The sequence below is a fragment of the Gordonia sp. NPDC003376 genome, assembly GCF_053589235.1.
On the sequence record NZ_JBSFRM010000012.1, the window covers coordinates 56,893 to 76,685 of the forward strand.

General features: G+C 67.3%; 16 protein-coding genes. 12 read left to right on the forward strand and 4 right to left on the reverse strand.

Translation table 11 applies throughout. The annotated features are described in order from the left end of the window. Nucleotides 1-4: 4 nt before the first annotated feature. Genes ACWDUA_RS14160 through ACWDUA_RS14170 form a run of 3 tightly spaced genes read right to left on the reverse strand, consistent with a single transcriptional unit; the run spans nt 5 to nt 2,392 of the window. Entirely contained in the window at nt 5-763 is a 759-nt protein-coding gene (locus ACWDUA_RS14160) for an SDR family NAD(P)-dependent oxidoreductase (protein WP_449751641.1), read from the reverse strand. Beyond that, nucleotides 760-1,296 (reverse strand): 2,4'-dihydroxyacetophenone dioxygenase family protein, encoded by a 537-nt coding sequence (locus ACWDUA_RS14165; RefSeq protein ID WP_449751642.1) that lies wholly within the window; start codon nt 1,294-1,296, stop codon nt 760-762. The genes ACWDUA_RS14160 and ACWDUA_RS14165 overlap by 4 nt, the downstream gene beginning before the upstream one ends. Nucleotides 1,297-1,345: 49 nt before the next feature. Next, nucleotides 1,346-2,392 carry a 2,3-butanediol dehydrogenase gene (locus ACWDUA_RS14170; RefSeq protein WP_449751643.1) on the reverse strand — a complete coding sequence of 349 codons (1,047 nt, stop codon included), beginning with the start codon at nt 2,390-2,392 and terminating at the stop codon, nt 1,346-1,348. A 231-nt stretch (nt 2,393-2,623) separates the two neighbouring features. Between ACWDUA_RS14170 and ACWDUA_RS14175 the strand changes: the two genes are divergently transcribed. Together ACWDUA_RS14175 and ACWDUA_RS14180 are read left to right on the forward strand one after the other, a co-directional pair. Then, a complete protein-coding gene (locus ACWDUA_RS14175; RefSeq protein WP_449751644.1) occupies nt 2,624-3,250 on the forward strand; it encodes a TetR family transcriptional regulator in 627 nt (208 codons plus the stop codon). A gap of 442 nt (nt 3,251-3,692) precedes the next feature. Next, nucleotides 3,693-4,718, forward strand: a complete 1,026-nt coding sequence (locus tag ACWDUA_RS14180; protein WP_449751645.1) for a hypothetical protein — start codon at nt 3,693-3,695, stop codon at nt 4,716-4,718. Between the two features lie 35 nt (nt 4,719-4,753). Here the strand turns inward: ACWDUA_RS14180 and ACWDUA_RS14185 are convergent, their stop codons facing one another. Next, nucleotides 4,754-6,580 carry a sigma-54-dependent Fis family transcriptional regulator gene (locus ACWDUA_RS14185; protein WP_449751646.1) on the reverse strand — a complete coding sequence of 609 codons (1,827 nt, stop codon included), beginning with the start codon at nt 6,578-6,580 and terminating at the stop codon, nt 4,754-4,756. A 243-nt stretch (nt 6,581-6,823) separates the two neighbouring features. Between ACWDUA_RS14185 and ACWDUA_RS14190 the strand changes: the two genes are divergently transcribed. The 10 genes from ACWDUA_RS14190 (at nt 6,824) to ACWDUA_RS14235 (ending at nt 19,791) form a co-directional block, all read left to right on the forward strand. Beyond that, nucleotides 6,824-8,425: a flavin-containing monooxygenase gene (locus ACWDUA_RS14190; protein WP_449751647.1), complete on the forward strand. Its 1,602-nt coding sequence runs from the start codon at nt 6,824-6,826 to the stop codon at nt 8,423-8,425. Nucleotides 8,426-8,467: 42 nt separating this feature from the next. Further along, nucleotides 8,468-9,673, forward strand: coding sequence for a serine hydrolase domain-containing protein (locus tag ACWDUA_RS14195; protein ID WP_449751648.1), 1,206 nt, complete (start codon nt 8,468-8,470; stop codon nt 9,671-9,673). A gap of 56 nt (nt 9,674-9,729) precedes the next feature. Then, nucleotides 9,730-10,794: an NAD(P)-dependent alcohol dehydrogenase gene (locus tag ACWDUA_RS14200; RefSeq protein WP_020792973.1), complete on the forward strand. Its 1,065-nt coding sequence runs from the start codon at nt 9,730-9,732 to the stop codon at nt 10,792-10,794. Between the two features lie 456 nt (nt 10,795-11,250). Beyond that, nucleotides 11,251-12,498, forward strand: a complete 1,248-nt coding sequence (locus ACWDUA_RS14205; RefSeq protein WP_449751649.1) for a LuxR C-terminal-related transcriptional regulator — start codon at nt 11,251-11,253, stop codon at nt 12,496-12,498. Nucleotides 12,499-12,650: 152 nt separating this feature from the next. Continuing rightward, entirely contained in the window at nt 12,651-13,748 is a 1,098-nt protein-coding gene (locus ACWDUA_RS14210; RefSeq protein ID WP_449751650.1) for an S-(hydroxymethyl)mycothiol dehydrogenase, read from the forward strand. Continuing rightward, nucleotides 13,745-14,374 (forward strand): MBL fold metallo-hydrolase, encoded by a 630-nt coding sequence (locus ACWDUA_RS14215; RefSeq protein WP_449751651.1) that lies wholly within the window; start codon nt 13,745-13,747, stop codon nt 14,372-14,374. The genes ACWDUA_RS14210 and ACWDUA_RS14215 overlap by 4 nt, the downstream gene beginning before the upstream one ends. Before the next feature lie 178 nt (nt 14,375-14,552). Beyond that, complete coding sequence (locus tag ACWDUA_RS14220; protein ID WP_449751652.1) at nt 14,553-15,023, forward strand: DoxX family protein; 471 nt, start codon at nt 14,553-14,555, stop codon at nt 15,021-15,023. A 129-nt stretch (nt 15,024-15,152) separates the two neighbouring features. Further along, a complete protein-coding gene (locus tag ACWDUA_RS14225) occupies nt 15,153-16,442 on the forward strand; it encodes an MFS transporter (RefSeq protein ID WP_449751734.1) in 1,290 nt (429 codons plus the stop codon). 110 nt (nt 16,443-16,552) lie between these two features. Continuing rightward, nucleotides 16,553-18,268 carry a SulP family inorganic anion transporter gene (locus ACWDUA_RS14230; RefSeq protein WP_449751735.1) on the forward strand — a complete coding sequence of 572 codons (1,716 nt, stop codon included), beginning with the start codon at nt 16,553-16,555 and terminating at the stop codon, nt 18,266-18,268. Beyond that, nucleotides 18,265-19,791 carry an ATP-dependent DNA ligase gene (locus ACWDUA_RS14235; RefSeq protein WP_449751653.1) on the forward strand — a complete coding sequence of 509 codons (1,527 nt, stop codon included), beginning with the start codon at nt 18,265-18,267 and terminating at the stop codon, nt 19,789-19,791. Before ACWDUA_RS14230 ends, ACWDUA_RS14235 begins: the two co-directional genes overlap by 4 nt. Nucleotides 19,792-19,793 lie beyond the last annotated feature (2 nt).

A 19,793-nucleotide genomic window follows, 5' to 3' on the forward strand; every position in this document is an offset into this window, starting at 1 on the left:
GCGGTCAGACGGTGAGGTATCCGCCGTCGACGGGAAGTACTGCACCGGTGATGAATTCGGCGTCGTCGCCGGCCAGGAAGGCGACCGCCTTGCCGACGTCGCTGACGTGTCCGATCCGGTGCAGGGGTGTGCGGTCGAGCAACCCGGCGTAGATATCGGGTGCGACCTCACGGGTCTTGTCGAGCAACGGTGTCTCGATCCATCCCGGGGCCACCGCGTTGACCCGAACACCATGCGGCGCATAGGACTGACACAGTGACTTGGTGAGCTGGACGATGGCGCCCTTGCTCGCTGCATAGGCGGGACTGACCGCCGAACCGAAGGTGGCATACATCGAGGCGACCAGCACGATCGCACCGCCGCCGGCGAACAGCAGATCTTGTGCCGCCGCACAGCAGCGGTGCACGGCGAGGAGGTTGACGTCGATCACCTGGGCGAATCCGGCCGGCTCGTGCTCCTCGGCGCCCAGCGAGATCCCGGCCGCCGGTACGAGGATGTCGAGGCGGTCGAGGCCGCCGAAGAACGCCGTGACGTCGCCGGCGTCGGTGACGTCGAGTTCGGTCACGGTCACGCCGTCGATCGGCGAGACCTGTTCTGCTGCAAGTCCTACCGCGTGTACCTGGGCACCACGCTCGGCCAGCAGGGTCGCGGTGCCCAGGCCGATGCCCGAGGTGCCGCCGGTGACCACCGCGACCTTGCCGGCGAGTGACCCTCCGGTCATCGCGTCCTTCGGGGTCCCCGCGCCGATCGGGATCGTGCTCAACGCCGGAAGAGTTCGTCGTTGATCTTGAGGCCGTGGTCCTTGCAGTACTGCTCGTAGCGATGGATGTTGTAGAAGGTGTCTTCGGTGAGGACGACGTTGTCGTCGGCGTCGTACCAGTCGATCGAGCCGTTCAGCACGAAGAAGGTCTCGAAGCCCTCCGGGTTGACCGAGCGCAGGGTGTGGATCACGCCGGGGCTTTCGACGACGACGTCGCCGGCGCTCGCCTCCCAGTCGTATTCCTCGTAGCCCCAGCTTCCGCGGACGGTGTAGCCGAGGACTCCCGAGCGATGCTTGTGCCGGCCGAGTACGCCCGGGCCGTCGGAGCGAACCATTGCGCCCCACTGTCCGAGTCGGATGTCGAACCAGAGGTAGCGGGCCCACATCCCTTCCGAACCTTCGACGAACATCCACGGCGAGTACTCCTCGTCGGCGGGCGCGTAGATGTCGTTGAGCTGGTATCGCAGCGCCACGTCGTTGAGCGCGTCCTTCTCGTTGAGGGTGATGGCGTCGGCGTCGATATGGAGATCTGTCATGTGGGTTCCTTTCCGTGAAGACATGACTGGGCTGTCGGGATGAATACGGTCAGTGGTTGGGGGTGATGAGGACCTTGGTCGGCCCGCCGGTCCGGAGTTCGGCGAAGACGTCACAGAGTTCGTCGAGGGGGCGCGTGCAGACCCAGCCCTCCGGGTCGTAGGCGCCCGTTTCCATCGCCGCGATCACGGCCCGGAAATCCTCATCGGTGTAGGTGGACGAGCCGATCACGCTCACCTCGCGGTACAGCAGGCTGGTCGGATCGAACTCCATCGGCTTCTCGTGCAGTCCGAGCAGGACCACCCGCCCACGCGGACCGAGGGCGCCGATCGCGTCGGTCAGAACGGCCCCCACGCCTGCGGCTTCGACGGCGACGTCGAGTGTTCGGCCGGCAAGAACGTCGGCGAGCGACTGCTCGCGGGGATCGAACGTCTGCGCACCCTGGCGCTGTGCGATCGCGCGGCGGGCCGCCGACGGATCGGAGACGACGATGTCGGCGACACCGGCCTCACGCAGCGCGAACAGCGCTCCCAGGCCGATGGGACCCGCACCACCGACGAACGCAACGTCGGCGTCGTCGACGAGTGCGAGGTTCACACCGTGATGGGCGACGGCCATGGGTTCGACCAATGCTCCGGAGAGCAGGCTCACCGCGTCCGGGAGCCGGAAGGCCATGGATGCGGGGACGATCGTCCTGGTCGCGAGGCCGCCGCCGGGGCCGCTGAGACCGTGGAAGGCCATCATCTCGCAGGTGTTGGGGTGTCCGCGGTCGCAGCCGGCGCACCGTCCGCAGCTGTAGGTCGGGCGCACTGCCACGCGATCGCCGACCGTCAGATCGTGGACGTCCGTTCCGACCGCGCTGATGGTGCCGGAGAACTCGTGCCCGAGAACGATCGGCAGCCGCTGGCCGGTCAGGGGGTGCGCGTCGACCGGAGTGACGGTCTGGTGTGCGAAGTACTCGTGCAGATCGGATCCGCACACCCCGCAGTACGCGACGTCGATGCGGACCTCGTCGACGCCGACGGCCGCGAGGTCGATCTCCTCGACTCGGACATCGCCGACGCCGTAGTACCGCGCCGCGCGGTCGATACCGGTCACTTCCCTCACTCCGATCCCGTTAGATAAACGATCGTTCGTTTTGTCGAGCTGAACACTACTGTGACTTACGACTCACGTCAACGGGGGAATCTGACTGGAACACACGAGTCTTCCCAGGAAGAAGTGATGAAATTTGATACGGTCGATCCATCGCGGCCTTGTGGCCGCCCACGTCACACGCGATTGGCTAAACGATCGTACGGCTGAGTGGGCCTACGAAAGGACATGAAAATGCAGCGCACCCGAACGCGGAGCCAGAACAAGGGGCCTGCGCTGCTCGAGTGCGCGATCCGCAACTTCACCGAGCGGGGCTATCACGGCACATCGATGCGTGACATCGCTTCGAGCGCGGGGGTCACGGTGGCATCGATCTACCACTACTACCCGTCCAAGCAGGAGATCCTGCGGGAGATCATGGCCGCGACGATGCGGGACACCATCGAGAGCACCCGGGACGCGGTGCTCGCCGCTGACAATTCCCCTGCACGGCAACTCGACGCGGCCATGCGGGCCTGGGTCATCTTCCACACCACCCGGCAACCCGAGGCGCTGATCGGTGCATCCGAACTCCGCAGTCTCGACCCCGAGGGACTGGCCCTCGTCACCGCGCTGCGCCATGAGCAGGAAACGATCTTCCGGGGGGTGATCGAGCGCGGCGTGCGAACGGGTGACTTCACCACGAAGTACCCGGGTGAGGCTGCCAGGGCGGCGCTCGCGATGGGCGCCAACATCGCATCGTGGTACCAGGAGGACAGCAAACTCACCCCGGAGGAACTGGCCGAGCGCTATTCCGATCTGGTGCTCGGAACGGTCCGCGAGCGTGACCGGCCAGATGAGGAATCGTCGCCGGCTCGATGAGCCGCGCCCGCTGTGGGCGTGAGCGACTGCGCCGACGTCTCCGTCGCGCGTGATCCGGCGACCCAGTGGGTCCTGCTCGCCGTGTGCCGGAATCGTCTCGCCGAACAACGTGATCGCATGGGGGTGCGGCCGCGGAACACCGCGTGCTGCTCCGTCGATGGACAGTTGGGCTGAGTGAGGTTGCTGCGCTAAGCTTTTCCGTTCATCGGAGGACTGCTCCGACATCTGTTGCGCACCATCGCGGCATACCCGGCGGCCGGCGTCGAGCGGTACCACAGCCGACAACCGACCCCCACTACGCCGCCCTGACCGCCGACATCCGGTACACGACCGCATCGGTGCCGAAACCACTCGCTCGTCGACCGCCTGTGAGCGCTGACCACCAGCAATCGATCATTTAGGCTGGGGCCACACAGCAGGCAGGGCGGGAGGACTCGGCGGCATGGCGAAGAAAGACGGCGGTAAGAAGGCCGGTGACAAGAAGGCGTCGGTGAAAGCGGCCGGCTCGAGAGATGCCGGGTCGAAGGACGCTGGGGCCGAGAAGGCCGATGTGAGAGAGACGGGCGTGAAAGAGTCCGGGTCGAAGAAGGCCGCAGGGAAGAAGGGCGGTGCCAAGCCCGGCAGCGGGAAACGCGCTGCTGTCAAGAATTCGCCTGGCAAAGCGGCGCCGACCGTCGAATCCACCCCCAGGCGCGGTAAGAAGGATGCCGCGATCAAGCGGCTCGAGTCCGAGATCGGAAGGCTCACCGACGAGCTGGCCCAGGTCGAGCGGGCCGCCCGCAACCGGATCAAACAGGCCGAGACCGACCTCTCCGCGCTGCGGGGCGAAGTGCTGAAACTGTTCAGCCGGATCCCCGGGCTGGGCGACCCCGGGTCGGGAGACAGGACTGATGAGCCGCCCGCCGTCGGTCCGCCTGCCGATGGCGCGGAGAACGCAACCGATACAGTCGCGGCGAATACCGTTCCGGAGTCAACCGTCGCGAAGTCGGCCGTGTCCGATCGATCTGCTGCGCAGCCGAGACCGACCAAGCCCGCGAAACCCGTTGCCGTATTCGATCCCGTGGAGATTCCCACCGAGACCACTCCGGAGGAATCGCCGGCGCGCAAGGCCACCGCGTCGTGGCCCACGAGCGCGCCGCCTGCGACTGTCCCCACGAAGAACTCCGCACCGATGAAGAGCCCTGTGCCGGTGGAGAAGTCGGCGTCGGTGGAGAAGTCCGGGCCGGCAAAGAAGCCCGGGCCGGTGGAGAAGTCGGCGCCGGTGAAGAAGAGCGCACCGGCAAAGAAGTCCGCCCCGGTGGACAAGAGCACCCCGGCGGCGTCGAAAACCGCTCCGGCACACAGGGTCGCACCCGCGCCGGCGCGTGGCGGACCGACGGTCGCGCAGCTGCGCGCCGAGGCAAAGGGCAAGGGCATCAGGGGCTATTCGTCGATGACCAAGGCGCAACTGCTCGCCGCCCTGGCCTGAGCGCCGCCTGAACCCGCGGGTGGACCGATCTGGTGTCAGACTCCGGAGATGCTGTAGCTGTGCATCTTTCGGTACAGCGAACTGCGTGACAAACCCAGCGCCGCTGCCGCGCGGACACGGTTGCCGTCGTATTCGGTGAGTGCGGCGACGATCGCGTCGCGCTCGGCGGACTCCAGCGTGGTGAGCGTGCGGGTGGTGTTGGACCGGCAGAAACCCGGAAGGTCCTCGGGCTGGATCTCGCCGACGGGGCGCCGGCGTAACGCCTCGCTCAACGCCTGCCGCAACTGAGTGATGTTGCCGGGCCAGCCGTAGCTCGCGATCACCCGCATCGCCTTGGGGCTCAGGCGCGTGATTCTCTGTGGTGAAACATCTTTCACGATCTGCGCGACGATCGACTCCAGATCCGCGCTGCGCAGACGCAACGGTGGCACCGTCACCGAGCGGTCGAGCCGATCGAGCAGGACGGCTGCTGGAGAGTCGGCCGCGGTGTCACCCGATCCCATCGTCACCGCCACCCGGTATCCGGTGGTGAGGGCGTCGTCGACCATGCCGCACAGGGTGGCCGCGGTGTCGGTTCCGACCTGATCCGGTCGCCGGACCACCAGCAGCGCCGGACCGTCGACGGTGGGGTCCGGCGACACCACCTGCTCACCGCGCCCCAATCGTGGGGCGTCGACGACGACCACCGGCGCGTCGCCGTGGACCTCACGGAACGCCTCGGCGATCAGCGACAGCCGGCCAGATCCCGGTTCACCGAGGGCGAGCAGTCCGTCACCGGATTCGAAGGCCTCGACGGCCTCGGCTCGGGCGGTTCGCCACGCCGGGCTGCGTGTCGTGGCCGCCGACCGGGTGGCGCGCTCTCGCTTAGACTCGGGTGCTGAGATGTCCGGAATCGACAGTGGTGCAGTCGAACCCGGGATCACGATCTCGTCCTCGTCGAGCAGGAGCACCATCCCCACGGTATCGCCGTTACAGGTGATCCCGGTGGAACGCAGCCGGATTCGGCGTCCGTCATCGAGCGTCAGATGGCGTGCGGCACGCTCGGAACGGGTCATCAGGAACTGCGCGAACTCGGCAACGGTGTTCTGCTGGTCAGGCGAGAGAAGCTCGCGTGCAGCCTCGTTGACCATCGTGGTGTCGGCGCCGCGCATACCGTGCGTCCCACTGCCGACCGCCATCACCGGCTGGTGGGGCCGGGCGTCGGCGCGCAGATAGGTCTCGAACAGTGCTCGGGTGGCCTGGCTGCGGTCGAGCAGGAGATTGCGCCCGATCTCCCCGGCGGCCGAGCGGATCAGGGCATCCATCAACGGATTCCACGTGTCGGCGAGCATGCTCGCGTCCAAGACGCCCACGACACGTCCGCTCACCGGATCGAAGACCGGGGCACCCGTGCAGGCGAACTGGATGAGCTTCTGGTTGAAGTGTTCACAGCCGATCACCCGGACCGGGGCGCCGACCTCGAAGACCGTGCCGACCCCGTTGGTGCCCACACCGCTCTCCACGAAGCAGAACCCGCGCTGGAAGTCGACACGGTCGAGGACCCGTCCCACTGCGGCCGAACAGTCCCGGCGGTCGACGATCCGGGCCTTGGCGTCGGTGAGGGCGATCGTCACCGGGACATCGCTCATGTCCTCGGTGAGCCGCTCGATCACCGGTTGCGCACAGCGCGCCAGGCGGGAGTCGAAGTCGATGTCGTCGTGGAAGTCGACGTGGTAGCGGTCGGCGTTGACCCCGGCATCGTGGCTGCGTTCCCACGATGCGGCCACCACATCGTCGACCCCGGCGGCACCGGCCGGGCCGTACTCCAGGAAGTCCGCGCGGGCTGCGGCGATGCGGAGCTGGCGCTCGCGCAGGTCGGTCATCGTCGCGTGCCTCCGTTCTCGGGCGCCGGTGGATATGTGACATACGGCAGAGGTGTGACATGGGACACATAGCCGATTATGCAGCGATTTCGGCGGAAACGACACTGTGCGGAGGGTCAGGTGCGGTGTCCCAATATGGGACACCGGGACCTCCTGGGACAGCGCCGAGAATTCTCCGCAGTGAGCGCCGTCACACCCCGGCGCCATCACCAACACAGCGTCACCACAACCCAGGAGGTCATCATGGCAACCACCACACTCGACGCCGCGGTCATCGGAACGGGCGTCGCCGGCCTGTACCAGCTCCACATGCTGCGCGAACAGGGACTCGACGTCCGCGCCTACGACAAGGCGTCGGGCGTCGGCGGCACCTGGTACTGGAACCGCTATCCGGGCGCACGCTTCGATTCCGAGGCGTACATCTACCAGTACCTGTTCAACGAGGAACTCTACAAGGGGTGGAGCTGGAGTCAGCGATTCCCCGGCCAGCCGGAGATCGAACAGTGGCTCAACTACGTCGCCGACTCGCTCGACCTGCGCCGTGACATCTCGCTGGAGACCGAGATCGTCAGCGCCGTCTTCGACGAAGACGCCAACCGCTGGACGCTGACCACCGCCGACGGCGACACGATCGACGCGCAGTTCCTGATCACGTGCTGCGGCATGCTGTCGGCACCGATGCACGACCTGTTCCCCGGCCAGGGTGACTTCGACGGTCAGCTGGTGCACACCGCGCGGTGGCCCAAAGAGGGTATCGACTTCGCCGGCAAGAGGGTCGGCGTGATCGGCAACGGCGCCACCGGTATCCAGGTGATCCAGTCGATCGCCGCGGAGGTCGACGAGCTCACCGTGTTCATCCGCACCCCGCAGTACGCGCTGCCGATGAAGAACCCGAGTTACGGTCAGGCGGAGGTCGATTGGTACAAGTCCAGGTTCGGCGAACTCAAGGAGACCCTGCCGACCACGTTCACCGGGTTCGAGTACGACTTCACCGACGCCTGGGCCGACCTGACACCCGAGCAGCGTCGGGCGAAGCTCGAGGCCGACTACGACAACGGCTCGCTGAAGCTGTGGTTGGCGTCGTTCGCGGAGATCTTCGCCGACGAGGAGATCAGCGAAGAGGTGTCGGAGTTCGTCCGCGAGAAGATGCGGGCGCGGCTGCAGGACCCCGACCTGTGCGAGCTGCTGATCCCCACCGACTACGGCTTCGGTACCCACCGTGTGCCGCTGGAGACCAACTACCTCGAGGTGTACCACCGCGACAACGTGACCGCGGTTCCGGTGCGCGACAACCCGATCGCCCGCATCGTCGAGAACGGCATCATCCTCGCCGACGGCACCCTGCACGAGCTCGACGTGATCATCATGGCCACCGGATTCGACGCCGGCACGGGTGCGCTCACCCGGATCGACATCCGCGGTCGAGGTGGCCGCTCGCTCAAGGAGGACTGGTCGCGTGACATCCGCACCACCATGGGTCTGATGGTGCACGGTTATCCCAACATGCTGACCACAGCGGTGCCGCTCGCACCGTCGGCGGCGCTGTGCAACATGACCACCTGCCTGCAGCAGCAGACCGAGTGGATCAACGAGGCCATCCGGTACATGGGCGAACACGGCAAGACCGTCATCGAGCCGACCGCCGCGGGTGAGGACGCCTGGGTGGCACACCACGACGAGCTCGCCGATGCCAACCTCATCTCGCGCACCAACTCCTGGTATGTGGGGTCGAATGTGCCCGGCAAGCCGCGCCGGGTGCTGTCCTACGTCGGCGGCGTGGGCGCCTACCGCGAGGCCACGCTCGAGGCGGCGGCGGCCGGCTACAAGGGGTTCTCGCTGACCTGATCGGACTATGATCCACATCACATTCTCGAAAGGATGAAACCGATGACCAGCACTTTCTCTCGTCTCGACACGTCCGCCTTCGGTGCCGCGGCCGATCAGATCCTCGAATCCGCGGTCGGCGGCGACGCCCCGGTGCCCGGTGTGGTCGCCGCGATCACCGACCGCCACGAGACGATCTACGCCCATGCGGCCGGTGTCCGCCGGCTCGGCGGTGCGGCCGCGCTGACCGTCGACGACGTGTTCGCGATCTTCTCCACCACCAAGGCGATCACGGCGACCGCCGTCCTGCAGCTCGTCGAAGAGGGGTTGCTCGACCTCGACCGCCCGGCCGGTGACTACGCACCGGAGATCGGCACCCTCAAGGTGATCGAGGGTTTCGACGACGCGGGCGAACCGATCCTGCGGGCGCCGCGGTCGGTGCCGACGACGCGTCAACTCCTCACCCACACGGGTGGATTCGGCTACGACTTCTTCGACGCGGTCTATGCGCGGCTGGCGGAGGAGAAGGGGCAGCCGAGCGTCATCAGCGCCACCAAGGCCGCGTTGATGACCCCGCTGCTGTTCGACCCGGGCGAGAAGTGGCAGTACGGAACCAACATCGACTGGGCCGGCCAGGTGGTGGAGGCGGTGCGCGGCAAGCGACTCGGCGAGGTGTTCGCCGAACGCATCTTCGCGCCCCTCGGCATCGAGAACATGAGTTTCATCCTGCGCGAGGACTTCCGGACACGACTCGCGGAGATCCATGCGCGCAATGCCGACGGATCGCTGACGCCGATGGACCTCGAACTGCCGTCGCCGCCCGAGGTGGACTTCGGTGGTCACGGTCTGTACGGAACCGTGGGCGACTACCTGAAGTTCATCCGCATGTGGCTGAACGACGGTGCGGGAGAACATGGTCGCGTGTTGCGCGCCGACACCGTCGAGATGGCGGTGCAGAACCATCTCGGCGATCTGCCGGTGACCATGCTGCCCGGAGTGATCCCGTCGTTGTCGAATGATGCGGAATTCTTCCCCGGGCAGTCGAAGTCGTGGTCTCTGCCGTTCATGATCAACAACGAGCAGGCGCCCACCGGGCGTCCCGCCGGCGCACTGGGCTGGGCCGGCCTCGCCAATCTCTTCTACTGGATCGACCGGGCGAACGGTTACGGCGGGTACTGGGCCACCCAGATCCTGCCCTTCGGTGACCCGACGTCGTTCACCAAGTACATGGAGTTCGAAACGGCGTTCTACCAGAATCTGAATGGCTGATCGTCCGGTGGAACAGACAGTGATCCGATGGATCTCGAAAGGAGCCGGATTCTGACATGTCCGGATCGATGAAGACCTTCACCATGCTCGACATCGGCAAGACCGCGGTGATCGAGAAGCCCATACCCACCCCCGGGCCCACCGAGGCACTGGTCAAGACGACCGCCTCGCTGATCTGCACCTCCGACGTCCACACCGTCAAGGGTGCGTTGCCGGTGGAGAACGGCCGCACCCTGGGACACGAGTCGGTGGGGGTGATCGCCGCGCTCGGATCCGCGGTCACCGGATTCACCGAGGGGCAGCGGGTGGCCGTCAACGCGGTCACCCCGTGCTTCGAATGTTCTTACTGTCAGCGAGGATTCACCAGCCAGTGTGGTGGACTGCTCGGTGGCTACAAGTACACCGCCCAGGTGGACGGGAACATGGCCGAGTATTTCCTGGTGCCTGCGGCGACGGGCAATCTCGCGCCGATCCCCGACGACCTGGCCGACGAGGCGGCGGTCTATGCATGCGACATGCTCAGCACCGGGATCATGGGCGCCGAGCATGCGCAGATAGAGATCGGCGACACCGTCGTCGTCTTCGCGCAGGGAGCGGTGGGGCTGTGTGCCACCATCGGCGCGCGATTGCTCGGCGCAGGCCGGATCATCACCGTCGAATCCCGGCCGGAGCGGCAAGCCCTGTCGCGGCAGTACGGCGCCGACGACGTCGTCGACTTCACCGAGGGTGATCCGGTGGAGCAGATCATGGATCTGACCGGAGGTGTCGGCGCCGATGCGGCGATCGAGGCGCTGGGATTCCCGCAGACCTTCGAGGCCGCGCTGGCGTGTCTGAAGGCCGGTGGGACGCTGTCCAACATCGGGTATCACGGGGAGAATCCGGCACCGTTGCAGCTGGATCTGATGGCCTTCGGACTCGGCATGGGAGACAAGACCATCCGCACCGGTCTGTGTACCGGCGGCAGCGATCGGATGCGGCGGCTGTTCACGCTGATGACCACCGGCAAGGTCGATCCGGCTGCGATGACCACGCATCGCTTCGGATTCGACGACGTCGAGCACGCGTTCACGATGATGGCCGACAAGCAGGACGACATCATCAAACCGCTGATCACGTTCTGATCCGTCACGCGACCCGCCCACCGCACTCCCGTGCGGTGGGCGAGTTGTGTTGGTACGAATTGTGTTGGAGCGCAGTGGTTTGCGTCGTCGAGGCTCATTCGGAAGCCGGGGTTGTGTGCTTCCCGGAAACTGGGGGAAGGTGCGCTTCCCCGAAACCAGGGGAAGGTGCGCTTCCCCGAAACTAGGGGAAGGTGCGTTTCCCCGAAACCAGGGGAAGGTGCGTTTTCCCGAAACTAGGGGAAGGCGAGTTTCCCCGAGGTTCGGGGCCTTCCCCGTGTTGTGGCCAGGGGAAGGTTGTGAAACCAGGGGAAGGACCACTTTCCCCTAGTTTCGGGACCGGGACCGGGAGCGGGAGCTGGGGACGCGGGCCGGGAGCTGGGGACCGGGACCGGGAGCCGGGGCGACGGCACGGCCCGACGGCGCGGCTCGCCTGCCCCTCGACGCTAGGGTGGGGCGGTGGACGTTCGGTTGGAGCAGTTGCGGCAGGTGATCGACGGGCCGCTGCCGGAGATCGCGGTCCGCTTCTCCCGCTTCCTCGCCCCGGACTGGCCCCATCGCGCGCTGGTGATCTTCACCCGCGAGTGCACCGGCCGACCCCGCAAGGTGGCCGGCGACAGGGAGATCGTCGACCGGGTGACCATTGCCGAACTCGACGCCGTCAGGGAGACCGTCGGCAGCGGCGAGGTGGTGACCGCGACCGTCGCGATCGGCGGTGCCACCCACACCGTGCGGGCCGTCCGCGACGAGACCGACACCCTGCTCGTCGTCGTCGCGAAACCCTCACGCGCGACCACCCCGCCGTCCGACGAGGTGCTGCGTGCGTGGTTCGCGATCGTGGCCACCTCCATCCGCCAGCAGGTGGCGCAGGCCAGCCCGGACTACCTCGCCGAGTCGCGGGCGGCGTCGAGTGAACGCGCCCGCACCATCGCGCAGCTCACCGAGACCCATGAGGACACGCTCGCGTCGATCCTCGGCACCCTGCGCTCGCGCGACCTCGACGATCGGACAGCTCGGGCCGCGGCCGCCGAGACCGCGTCGTCGGCGTTGATCGCGCTGCGCTCGGTGGGCGCCTCCGACCGGGAACTGGCCACCGAGGTGCCGACCGCGGCCTTCGCACGGCTGCAGGCCGAACTCGAACCGGTGCTGCGGCACCTGCCGGGCGAGGTGGACTATGTGCGGCCCGAACCCGATGGGCGGGCGCTGCCCGGCGAGATCGCGCACGGCGCCCGGGCGATCGTGCGCGCCGTGGCGGTGGCCTTCGCCGCCCAGCCCGCGGTGGCACGGCTGCGGATCGCGTGGGGATTCGACGGCACCGACCTCGTCGTCGACATCCGCGATCACGGGGCCGGAGTTCTCGACGGCGATGCGCTGACCAGGCAGTTGGCCGGCCGGCTGCGGACCCTCGACGGCCGGCTCGAGGTGGAGACCCTGCCCGGCTGGGGTAGCCGGGTGTGCGCGCGGCTACCCCTCGAGGCCCCCGACGAACGGCCCGACGAGGATCTGCTGTCGACCCTCAACCCCCGCGAGCTCGAAGTCCTCGGACACCTCGCGCTCGGGCGGCGCAACAAGCAGATCGCCGGGGACCTCGGCGTGAGCGAGAGCACCATCAAGTTCCATGTGACGGCGATCCTGCAGAAACTGCGGGTGTCCAACCGCGGTGAGGCCGGACTGCTCGCGGCGAAGGCCGGGATCACCGCCGCCTGACGAGCGGTCCGAAATGAACGCCTGTACTTTCGGCTAGGCAGAACCATCCATTCGGGTGGATGCATGAATTCGGCGGGCCCACGAGACTGGGACGCATACCGGACTGTCGTGCGGCAGTCCAGAGTTGTCATCGAGAGGATTGAGAAGCGGATATGTCGCAGCAGACGGTCAAGGGAGTCATCTCGCGGAGCAAGGGTGCGCCGACCGAAGTCGTCGACGTCGTCATCCCCGAACCCGGTCCTCGCGATGTGATCGTGAAGATCCAGGCGTGCGGCGTGTGCCACACCGACCTCGCCTACAAGCAGGGCGGCATCAACGACGAGTACCCGTTCCTCCTCGGACACGAGGCGTCGGGCATCGTCGAGACCGTCGGCTCCGACGTCACCCACGTCGAGGCCGGTGACTTCGTCGTCCTCAACTGGCGTGCGGTGTGCGGCGAGTGCCGTGCCTGCAAGCGGGGCCGCCCGTGGTACTGCTTCGACACCTTCAACGCCAGCAAGCCGATGACGCTCACCGACGGCACCGAGCTCACCCCGGCGCTGGGCATCGGCGCCTTCGCCGAGAAGACCCTGATCCACGAATTGCAGTGCACCAAGGTCAATCCCGAGACCGACCCGGCCGTCGCCGGTCTGCTCGGCTGTGGCGTGATGGCCGGCCTGGGTGCCGCGATGAACACCGGCAACGTCGGCCGCGGTGACTCGGTGGCCGTGATCGGTTGTGGCGGTGTCGGTGACGCCGCGATCGCCGGCGCCAAGCTGGCCGGTGCCACCACGATCATCGCGATCGATCGCGACCCGGCAAAGCTGGAGTGGGCCAAGGATCTCGGCGCCACCCACACCATCAACGGTGCCGAGGTGGACGATGTGATCACCGCGGTTCAGGACCTCACCGACGGCAACGGCGCCGACGTCGTCGTCGACGCGGTGGGCCGTCCGGAAACCTACAAGCAGGCCTTCTACGCCCGCGACCTCGCCGGTGTCGTCGTCCTGGTGGGTGTGCCCACCCCGCAGATGACCCTGGAGATGCCGCTCGTCGACTTCTTCTCCCGCGGCGGGGCGCTGAAGTCGTCGTGGTACGGCGACTGCCTGCCCGAGCGTGACTTCCCGATGCTGATCGATCTGTACGAGCAGGGCCGTCTGCCGCTGGACAAGTTCGTCACCGAGCGTGTCGGCCTCACCGACGTCGAGGCCGCCTTCGAGGCGATGGAGGCCGGTAAGGTGCTCCGCTCGGTCGTCGAGGTGAAGGCGTGAGCGACCTGCGTATCGAGAACGTCGTCACCTCCGGCACGTTCTCGCTCGACGGTGGCACCTGGGACGTCGACAACAACGTCTGGCTGGTCGGCAACGACGACGAGGTGGTGATCATCGACGCCGCCCACTCGGCCGCGCCGATCCTCGCCGGTGTCGGCGATCGCACCGTCACCGCGATCGTGCTGACCCACGGACACAACGACCACATCACCGTGGCACCCGAACTGTCGACGGCGACCGGCGCGCCGGTGCTGCTGCATCCGGGCGACGACATGCTGTGGCAGGAGACGCATCCCGGTGTCGAGCACGGCGATCTGGCCGACGGCCAGGAGATCGAGGTGGCCGGCACGACGCTGACGGTGATCAACACCCCCGGCCACTCGCCGGGATCGTCGGTGATCTACGTGCCGGAGGCCGGTGTGCTGTTCAGTGGCGACACCCTGTTCCAGGGTGGACCGGGTGCCACCGGGCGCTCGTTCTCGAGCTTCCCGACGATCATCGAGTCGATCCGCGACAAGATCTTCGCCCTCGACCCGGAGACCAAGGTCTACACCGGGCACGGTGAGGGCACCACCATTGCCGGTGAGGCCCCGCATCTCGAGGAATGGATCAAGCGCGGCCACTGAGCCGCTCGTCCGATCCCACCACGCACACCGACGCCCCGGCCCCGGCCGGGGCGTCGGTGTGCTGACCGGGCCGGTAGACCGGTGGGTTCTCGAGGTGGCCTGGGGAGGGCCGGGTGGGATGACTCACAGTTGGTTCGCAGCTCTTGGTCGCCCCGGGACGCTCTGTAATAGTTAGGCAATGCTTACCTCACTTGAGAAGGTCGCCCCGTGGGCGGTCGGCATCTTCCGCATCGTTGTCGGATTCCTGTTCTTCTGCCACGGCACGTCCACCCTGATGGCCTGGCCCGTCGCGCCCTACAGCGGGCAGACCGCCGACATCGGTGCCTGGCCCTCATGGTGGGCCGGGGCCATCCAGCTGGTGGGCGGCCTGCTCATCATGCTCGGCATCGGTACCCGCGTCGCGGCATTGATCGGCTCGGGATCGATGGCCGTGGCCTACTTCTGGAAGCACCAAGGTGACGGGTTGCTGCCGATCCAGAACGACGGCGACTCGGCGGCACTCTTCTGCTGGGCGCTGCTGCTGCTCGTGTTCATCGGCTCCGGCCGTCTCGCGCTCGGATCGCTGTGGAACCGTCGGTCCGAATCGGCTGCATCGGAGCAGATCTCGGCCGGTCCCCGGGCCGACGCACCCACTCCGGAACCCGTCTGACCGCACGTTTCGCGGTGGGCGGCGTCTTCCCGGCAGGGTCGTGGGGATAATATTTTCACAGTGAAGCACATCAGTACCGCGGACACGGAGCCTCAGGCTGTGCCGCGAAGCCGCATCGTCGTCGCCTCGATGGTCGGCACCAGCATCGAGTTCTTCGACTTCTACATCTATGCAACTGCCGCGGTGCTGGTGTTCCCCACCCTCTTCTTCCCGGCCGGCGACGACACCGCCGCACTGCTGTCGTCGTTCGCGACCTTCGGGCTCGCCTTCGTGGCGCGACCCATCGGATCGATCCTGTTCGGCCACTTCGGCGATCGTGTCGGCCGGAAGGCGACACTGGTCGGCTCCCTGCTCACGATGGGTATCGCGACCTTCGTCATCGGCCTGCTTCCGACCTTCGACTCGGTCGGCTATCTCGCTCCCGTGCTGCTGGCGCTGATGCGGTTCTGCCAGGGCCTCGGACTCGGTGGCGAATGGTCGGGTGCCGCGTTGCTCGCCACCGAGACCGCCGAGAAGGGCAAGCGTGCGTGGGCGGCGATGTGGCCGCAGCTCGGCGCGCCCATCGGCTTCTTCTTCGCCAACGGCACCTTCCTGCTGCTGATGGTCGGCCTGGACTTCGACGCCAAGAACGCGGCGACCAACCACGCCTTCCTGACCTGGGGCTGGCGCGTCCCGTTCCTGGCCTCCGCGATCATGGTGATCGTCGGCCTCTACGTGCGACTCAAGCTCACCGAGACCCCGGTCTTCGCCCGCGCGGTGCACGAGGGCAAGAAGGTGAAGGCGCCGTTCGCCGAGGTGCTCAGGACCAGCTGGCGACCGCTCATCGCGGGCACCTTCATCATGCTGGCCACCTACACGCTGTTCTACATCGTCACCACCTGGACCGTGTCCTACGGCACCGGCAAGGTGGCCGACGCAACCGGTCCCACGCTGTCGATCGGCTACGTCGACTTCCTCACGCTGCAGCTGATCGCCGTGCTCTTCTTCGCGGCGTGCGTTCCCCTCGCCGGGTGGCTCGCCGACCGATACGGCCGCCGACCGGTGCTCCTGCTCGTCACCGCGGTGATCGTGATCTTCGGGTTGTGCTTCGGCCGGCTGCTCAACCCGTCGTCGGTGACCCAGGGCTCGATGCTGTTCTTCCTGATCGTGGGCATGTCGTTGATGGGGCTGACCTTCGGCCCGATGAGCGCGATCCTGCCCGAACTGTTCCCGACCAACGTCCGCTACACCGGATCGGGTATCGCCTACAACGTGTCGTCGATCCTGGGTGCGGCGGTGGCGCCGTTCATCGCGACCTGGCTGGTGGCCGACTACGGCGTCCTCTGGGTCGGTGTGTACCTCGCGATCGCCGGCGTGCTGACGCTGATCGCCCTCTGGTCGGTCACCGAGACCCGGACCCTCGACCTCACCGAGGTCTGACCACCCGGTCCGACCCGGCCGACCCACCCGTGCAGGTGGTGTGACCGGCACCGGATGGGCCGGGTCGGCACTAGGCTTGCCCGGTGACGATCTCGCCGCTGCGACACCTGATGCCGCCTGCACTCGTGGGTTATCAGCGGTCGTGGCTGCGCGCCGACCTGCTGGCGGGGGCGACTCTCGCCGCCGTCGCGATCCCGGAGTGCATGGGGTACAGCTCCATCGCACACGTCCCGGTGTCGGCGGGGCTCTACACGATCATCCTGCCTGCGGTGGTGTTCGCCCTCGTCGGCTCGTCGCGCCTGATGGTGGTGGGCGCCGACTCGGCGACCGCGGCGCTGCTGGCGTCGGGTATCGCCGGGCTCGGCGTGGTCGGGTTGCAACCGGATTCGACGCAGTGGCTGCAGTGGGCATGTCTGATCGCGATCGTCACCGGCGGGATGCTGGCGATCGCGCGGGTGCTCCGCCTCGGGTTCCTCGGTGACTTCCTCTCCACGGCGGTCCTCATCGGCTTTCTCGCGGGCACCGGGGTGACCGTCTTGACCGGCCAGCTTCCCGGGCTCCTCGGAATCCACGGCGTGGACGGGCAGGTGTGGACGCGCTGGTGGAACGTGTTCACCCAGATCCGCGACATCCATTGGAGTGCAGTCGCTTTCGGTGCCATCTCGCTGGCCGTGCTGATCGTTGGTGCGCGATTCGCGCCGCGCGTCCCGGTCGCGGTGATCGTGGTGGTCGCCTCGATCGCGATGGTGTCGGCGTTCGGCTGGTCGGATGTGGTGCCCGTGGTCGGGGAGGTGTCCGGTGGACTGCCCGCCTTCGGGTGGCCGGAGGGCCTGGCCGTCACCGACGTCGGCAAGGCGGCGACCGTCGCGCTCGGCTGTGCTCTGGTGATCATCACCCAGAGCGCGGCAACCGCACGCAGTTTCGCACAGCGCCACGGTCGCAGCGCCGACATCAACCGCGACATCCTCGGGTTGTCGGGGGCCAACCTGATCGCCGGCTTCGGTGGGACGTTCGTGGTCAACGGCAGCCCCACCAAGACCGAGCTGCTCGACTCCGAGCGCGGACGCACGCAGGTGGCCAACCTGGTGATGGCGGCGATCACCCTGATGGTGGTGGTGTTCGCCGGGAGTGTGCTCCAGAATCTGCCCCACGCGGTGCTGTCGGCGATCGTCGCACTGATCGCGGTACGTCTCATCGACCTGGACGGCGCACGCCGCCTGTGGCGGATGCGCCGCATCGAATTCGGCATCGCCGCCGTGACCGCGGTGATCGTGGTGATCTTCGGTGTGCAGATCGGTATCGTCGCGGCCATGGCGGTCTCGCTGCTCGAACTGGTCCGGCGTCAGTACCGTCCGGAACGATTCGTCCTCGGCGTCGGCTCCGGCGGAACCCGGCGATACGAGACCGCTGTCCCCGGACAACAGTCCCTGCCCGGACTCATCGTGTTCCGCTACGACGCCGACCTGTTCTACGCCAACGCCGGTCGCTTCGCCGACGACGTGATGGACCTGGTCCGCACCGCCCCGGATCGGGTGAAGTGGCTGGTCCTCGACACCTCGGCGATGAGCGACGTCGACTACTCGGCGTCGACGGTCCTCAAGGACCTGATCGACTACATCCACTCCTACGGAGCACATTTCGTGTTGGCCGGTGTCGACCCGGAACTGCAGCGCACCCTCGAGGTGGAGGGGCTGCTGGCCGACCTCGACCCCGACCACGTCTTCGTCACCGTGGGTGCGGCATTGCGTGCCTACCTCGTCGCGCACCCGGAGGCCACGCCCCCCGGCTGGGAACCCATGGACCCGGGGCCGGGCCGCACATCATGAGATTCGGACGGGTGGTGGAGGTGTCGAGGGCGGTCGGCGCGACACGATCACGAAATGCCAAGGCCGAACTGCTCGGTCGGCTGCTCGCGGAGTCCGGCGACGAGATCGGTGTGGTGGTGGCCTGGTTGTCGGGGGAGATACCGCAGGGCCGGCTCGGAGTCGGTTGGCGCACACTGCAATCGCTCGCGGCCACGCCCTCCGGCGGCGGCCCGGACGCACCCGATGCCCTGACCGTCGCCGGCGTCGACGTCGCATTCACCGGGCTCGCCGCGGCGAGCGGCGCCGGATCGACTGCGGTGCGCTCGGGCCTCCTGCAACGATTGTTCTCGCGTGCAACCGAATCCGAACAGCACTTCCTTTTCCGGCTGATGTCGGGGGAGCTGCGGCAGGGTGCCTCGGCCGGGGTGATGTCGGAGGCGATCATCGCGGTGTCGGGGCAGCCCGCCACGCTGGTGCGGCGCGCACACATGCTGACCGGGTCGCTGTCGGCGACCGCCCGTCTCGCGGTGGCCGGCCGGACTGCGCTGGAGACCGTCGGATTACAGGTCGGGCGGGCGATCTCGCCGATGCTGGCCACCCCGGCCGAGGGTCTCGCCGATGCACTCACCGCATTGGGGCCCGAACTCGTCGTCGACCAGAAACTCGACGGGGCGCGCATCCAGGTACATCGTGACGGCGATGACGTCGCGGTCTTCACCCGGACCCTGAACGACGTCACTGAGCGTGTTCCGGATCTGGTTGCGGCGGTACGGGATCTGCCGGTGCGGTCGGTGATCCTGGACGGGGAGACACTCACCCTGACCGACGACGGACGGCCGCGACCCTTCCAGGACACGATGAGCAGATTCGGGTCGATGCAGGACGCCGGCGACACGCCCCGGGTACTCCGGCCGTTCTTCTTCGACTGTCTGCACCTCGACGGCGACGACCTCATCGACCACTCCCTCGCGGACCGGCTCGACGCGTTGGATTCGATTGCGCCGCAATTACGTATCTCCTCGATTCGCAATCCCGACCCGGACACCGCGCAGGCCTACCTCGAGGCCACCGTCGCCGCCGGCCACGAGGGCGTGATGGTCAAGTCGCTGACCGGCCCCTACGCCGCGGGTCGTCGGGGCAAGGCCTGGCAGAAGGTCAAACCTGTGCACACGCTGGACCTGGTGGTGCTGGCGTGCGAGTGGGGATCGGGCCGGCGGACCGGGTTGCTGTCGAATCTGCACCTGGGCGCCCGCGATCCCGACGGGGGGCCGCCGGTGATGGTCGGCAAGACCTTCAAGGGGATGACCGACGCACTGCTGGCATGGCAGACCGCCGAGTTCCCCCGACACGAGGATCACCGTGACGCGCACGCGGTGTATCTGCGGCCCGAGATCGTCGTCGAGATCGAACTCGATGGTGCGCAACGGAGTTCACGGTATCCGGGTGGGGTGGCCCTGCGGTTCGCGCGGGTGGTGCGGTACCGGCCGGACAAGACCCCCGCCGAGGCCGACACGATCGACGCGGTCCGCGCCCTGCTGCGGTGACC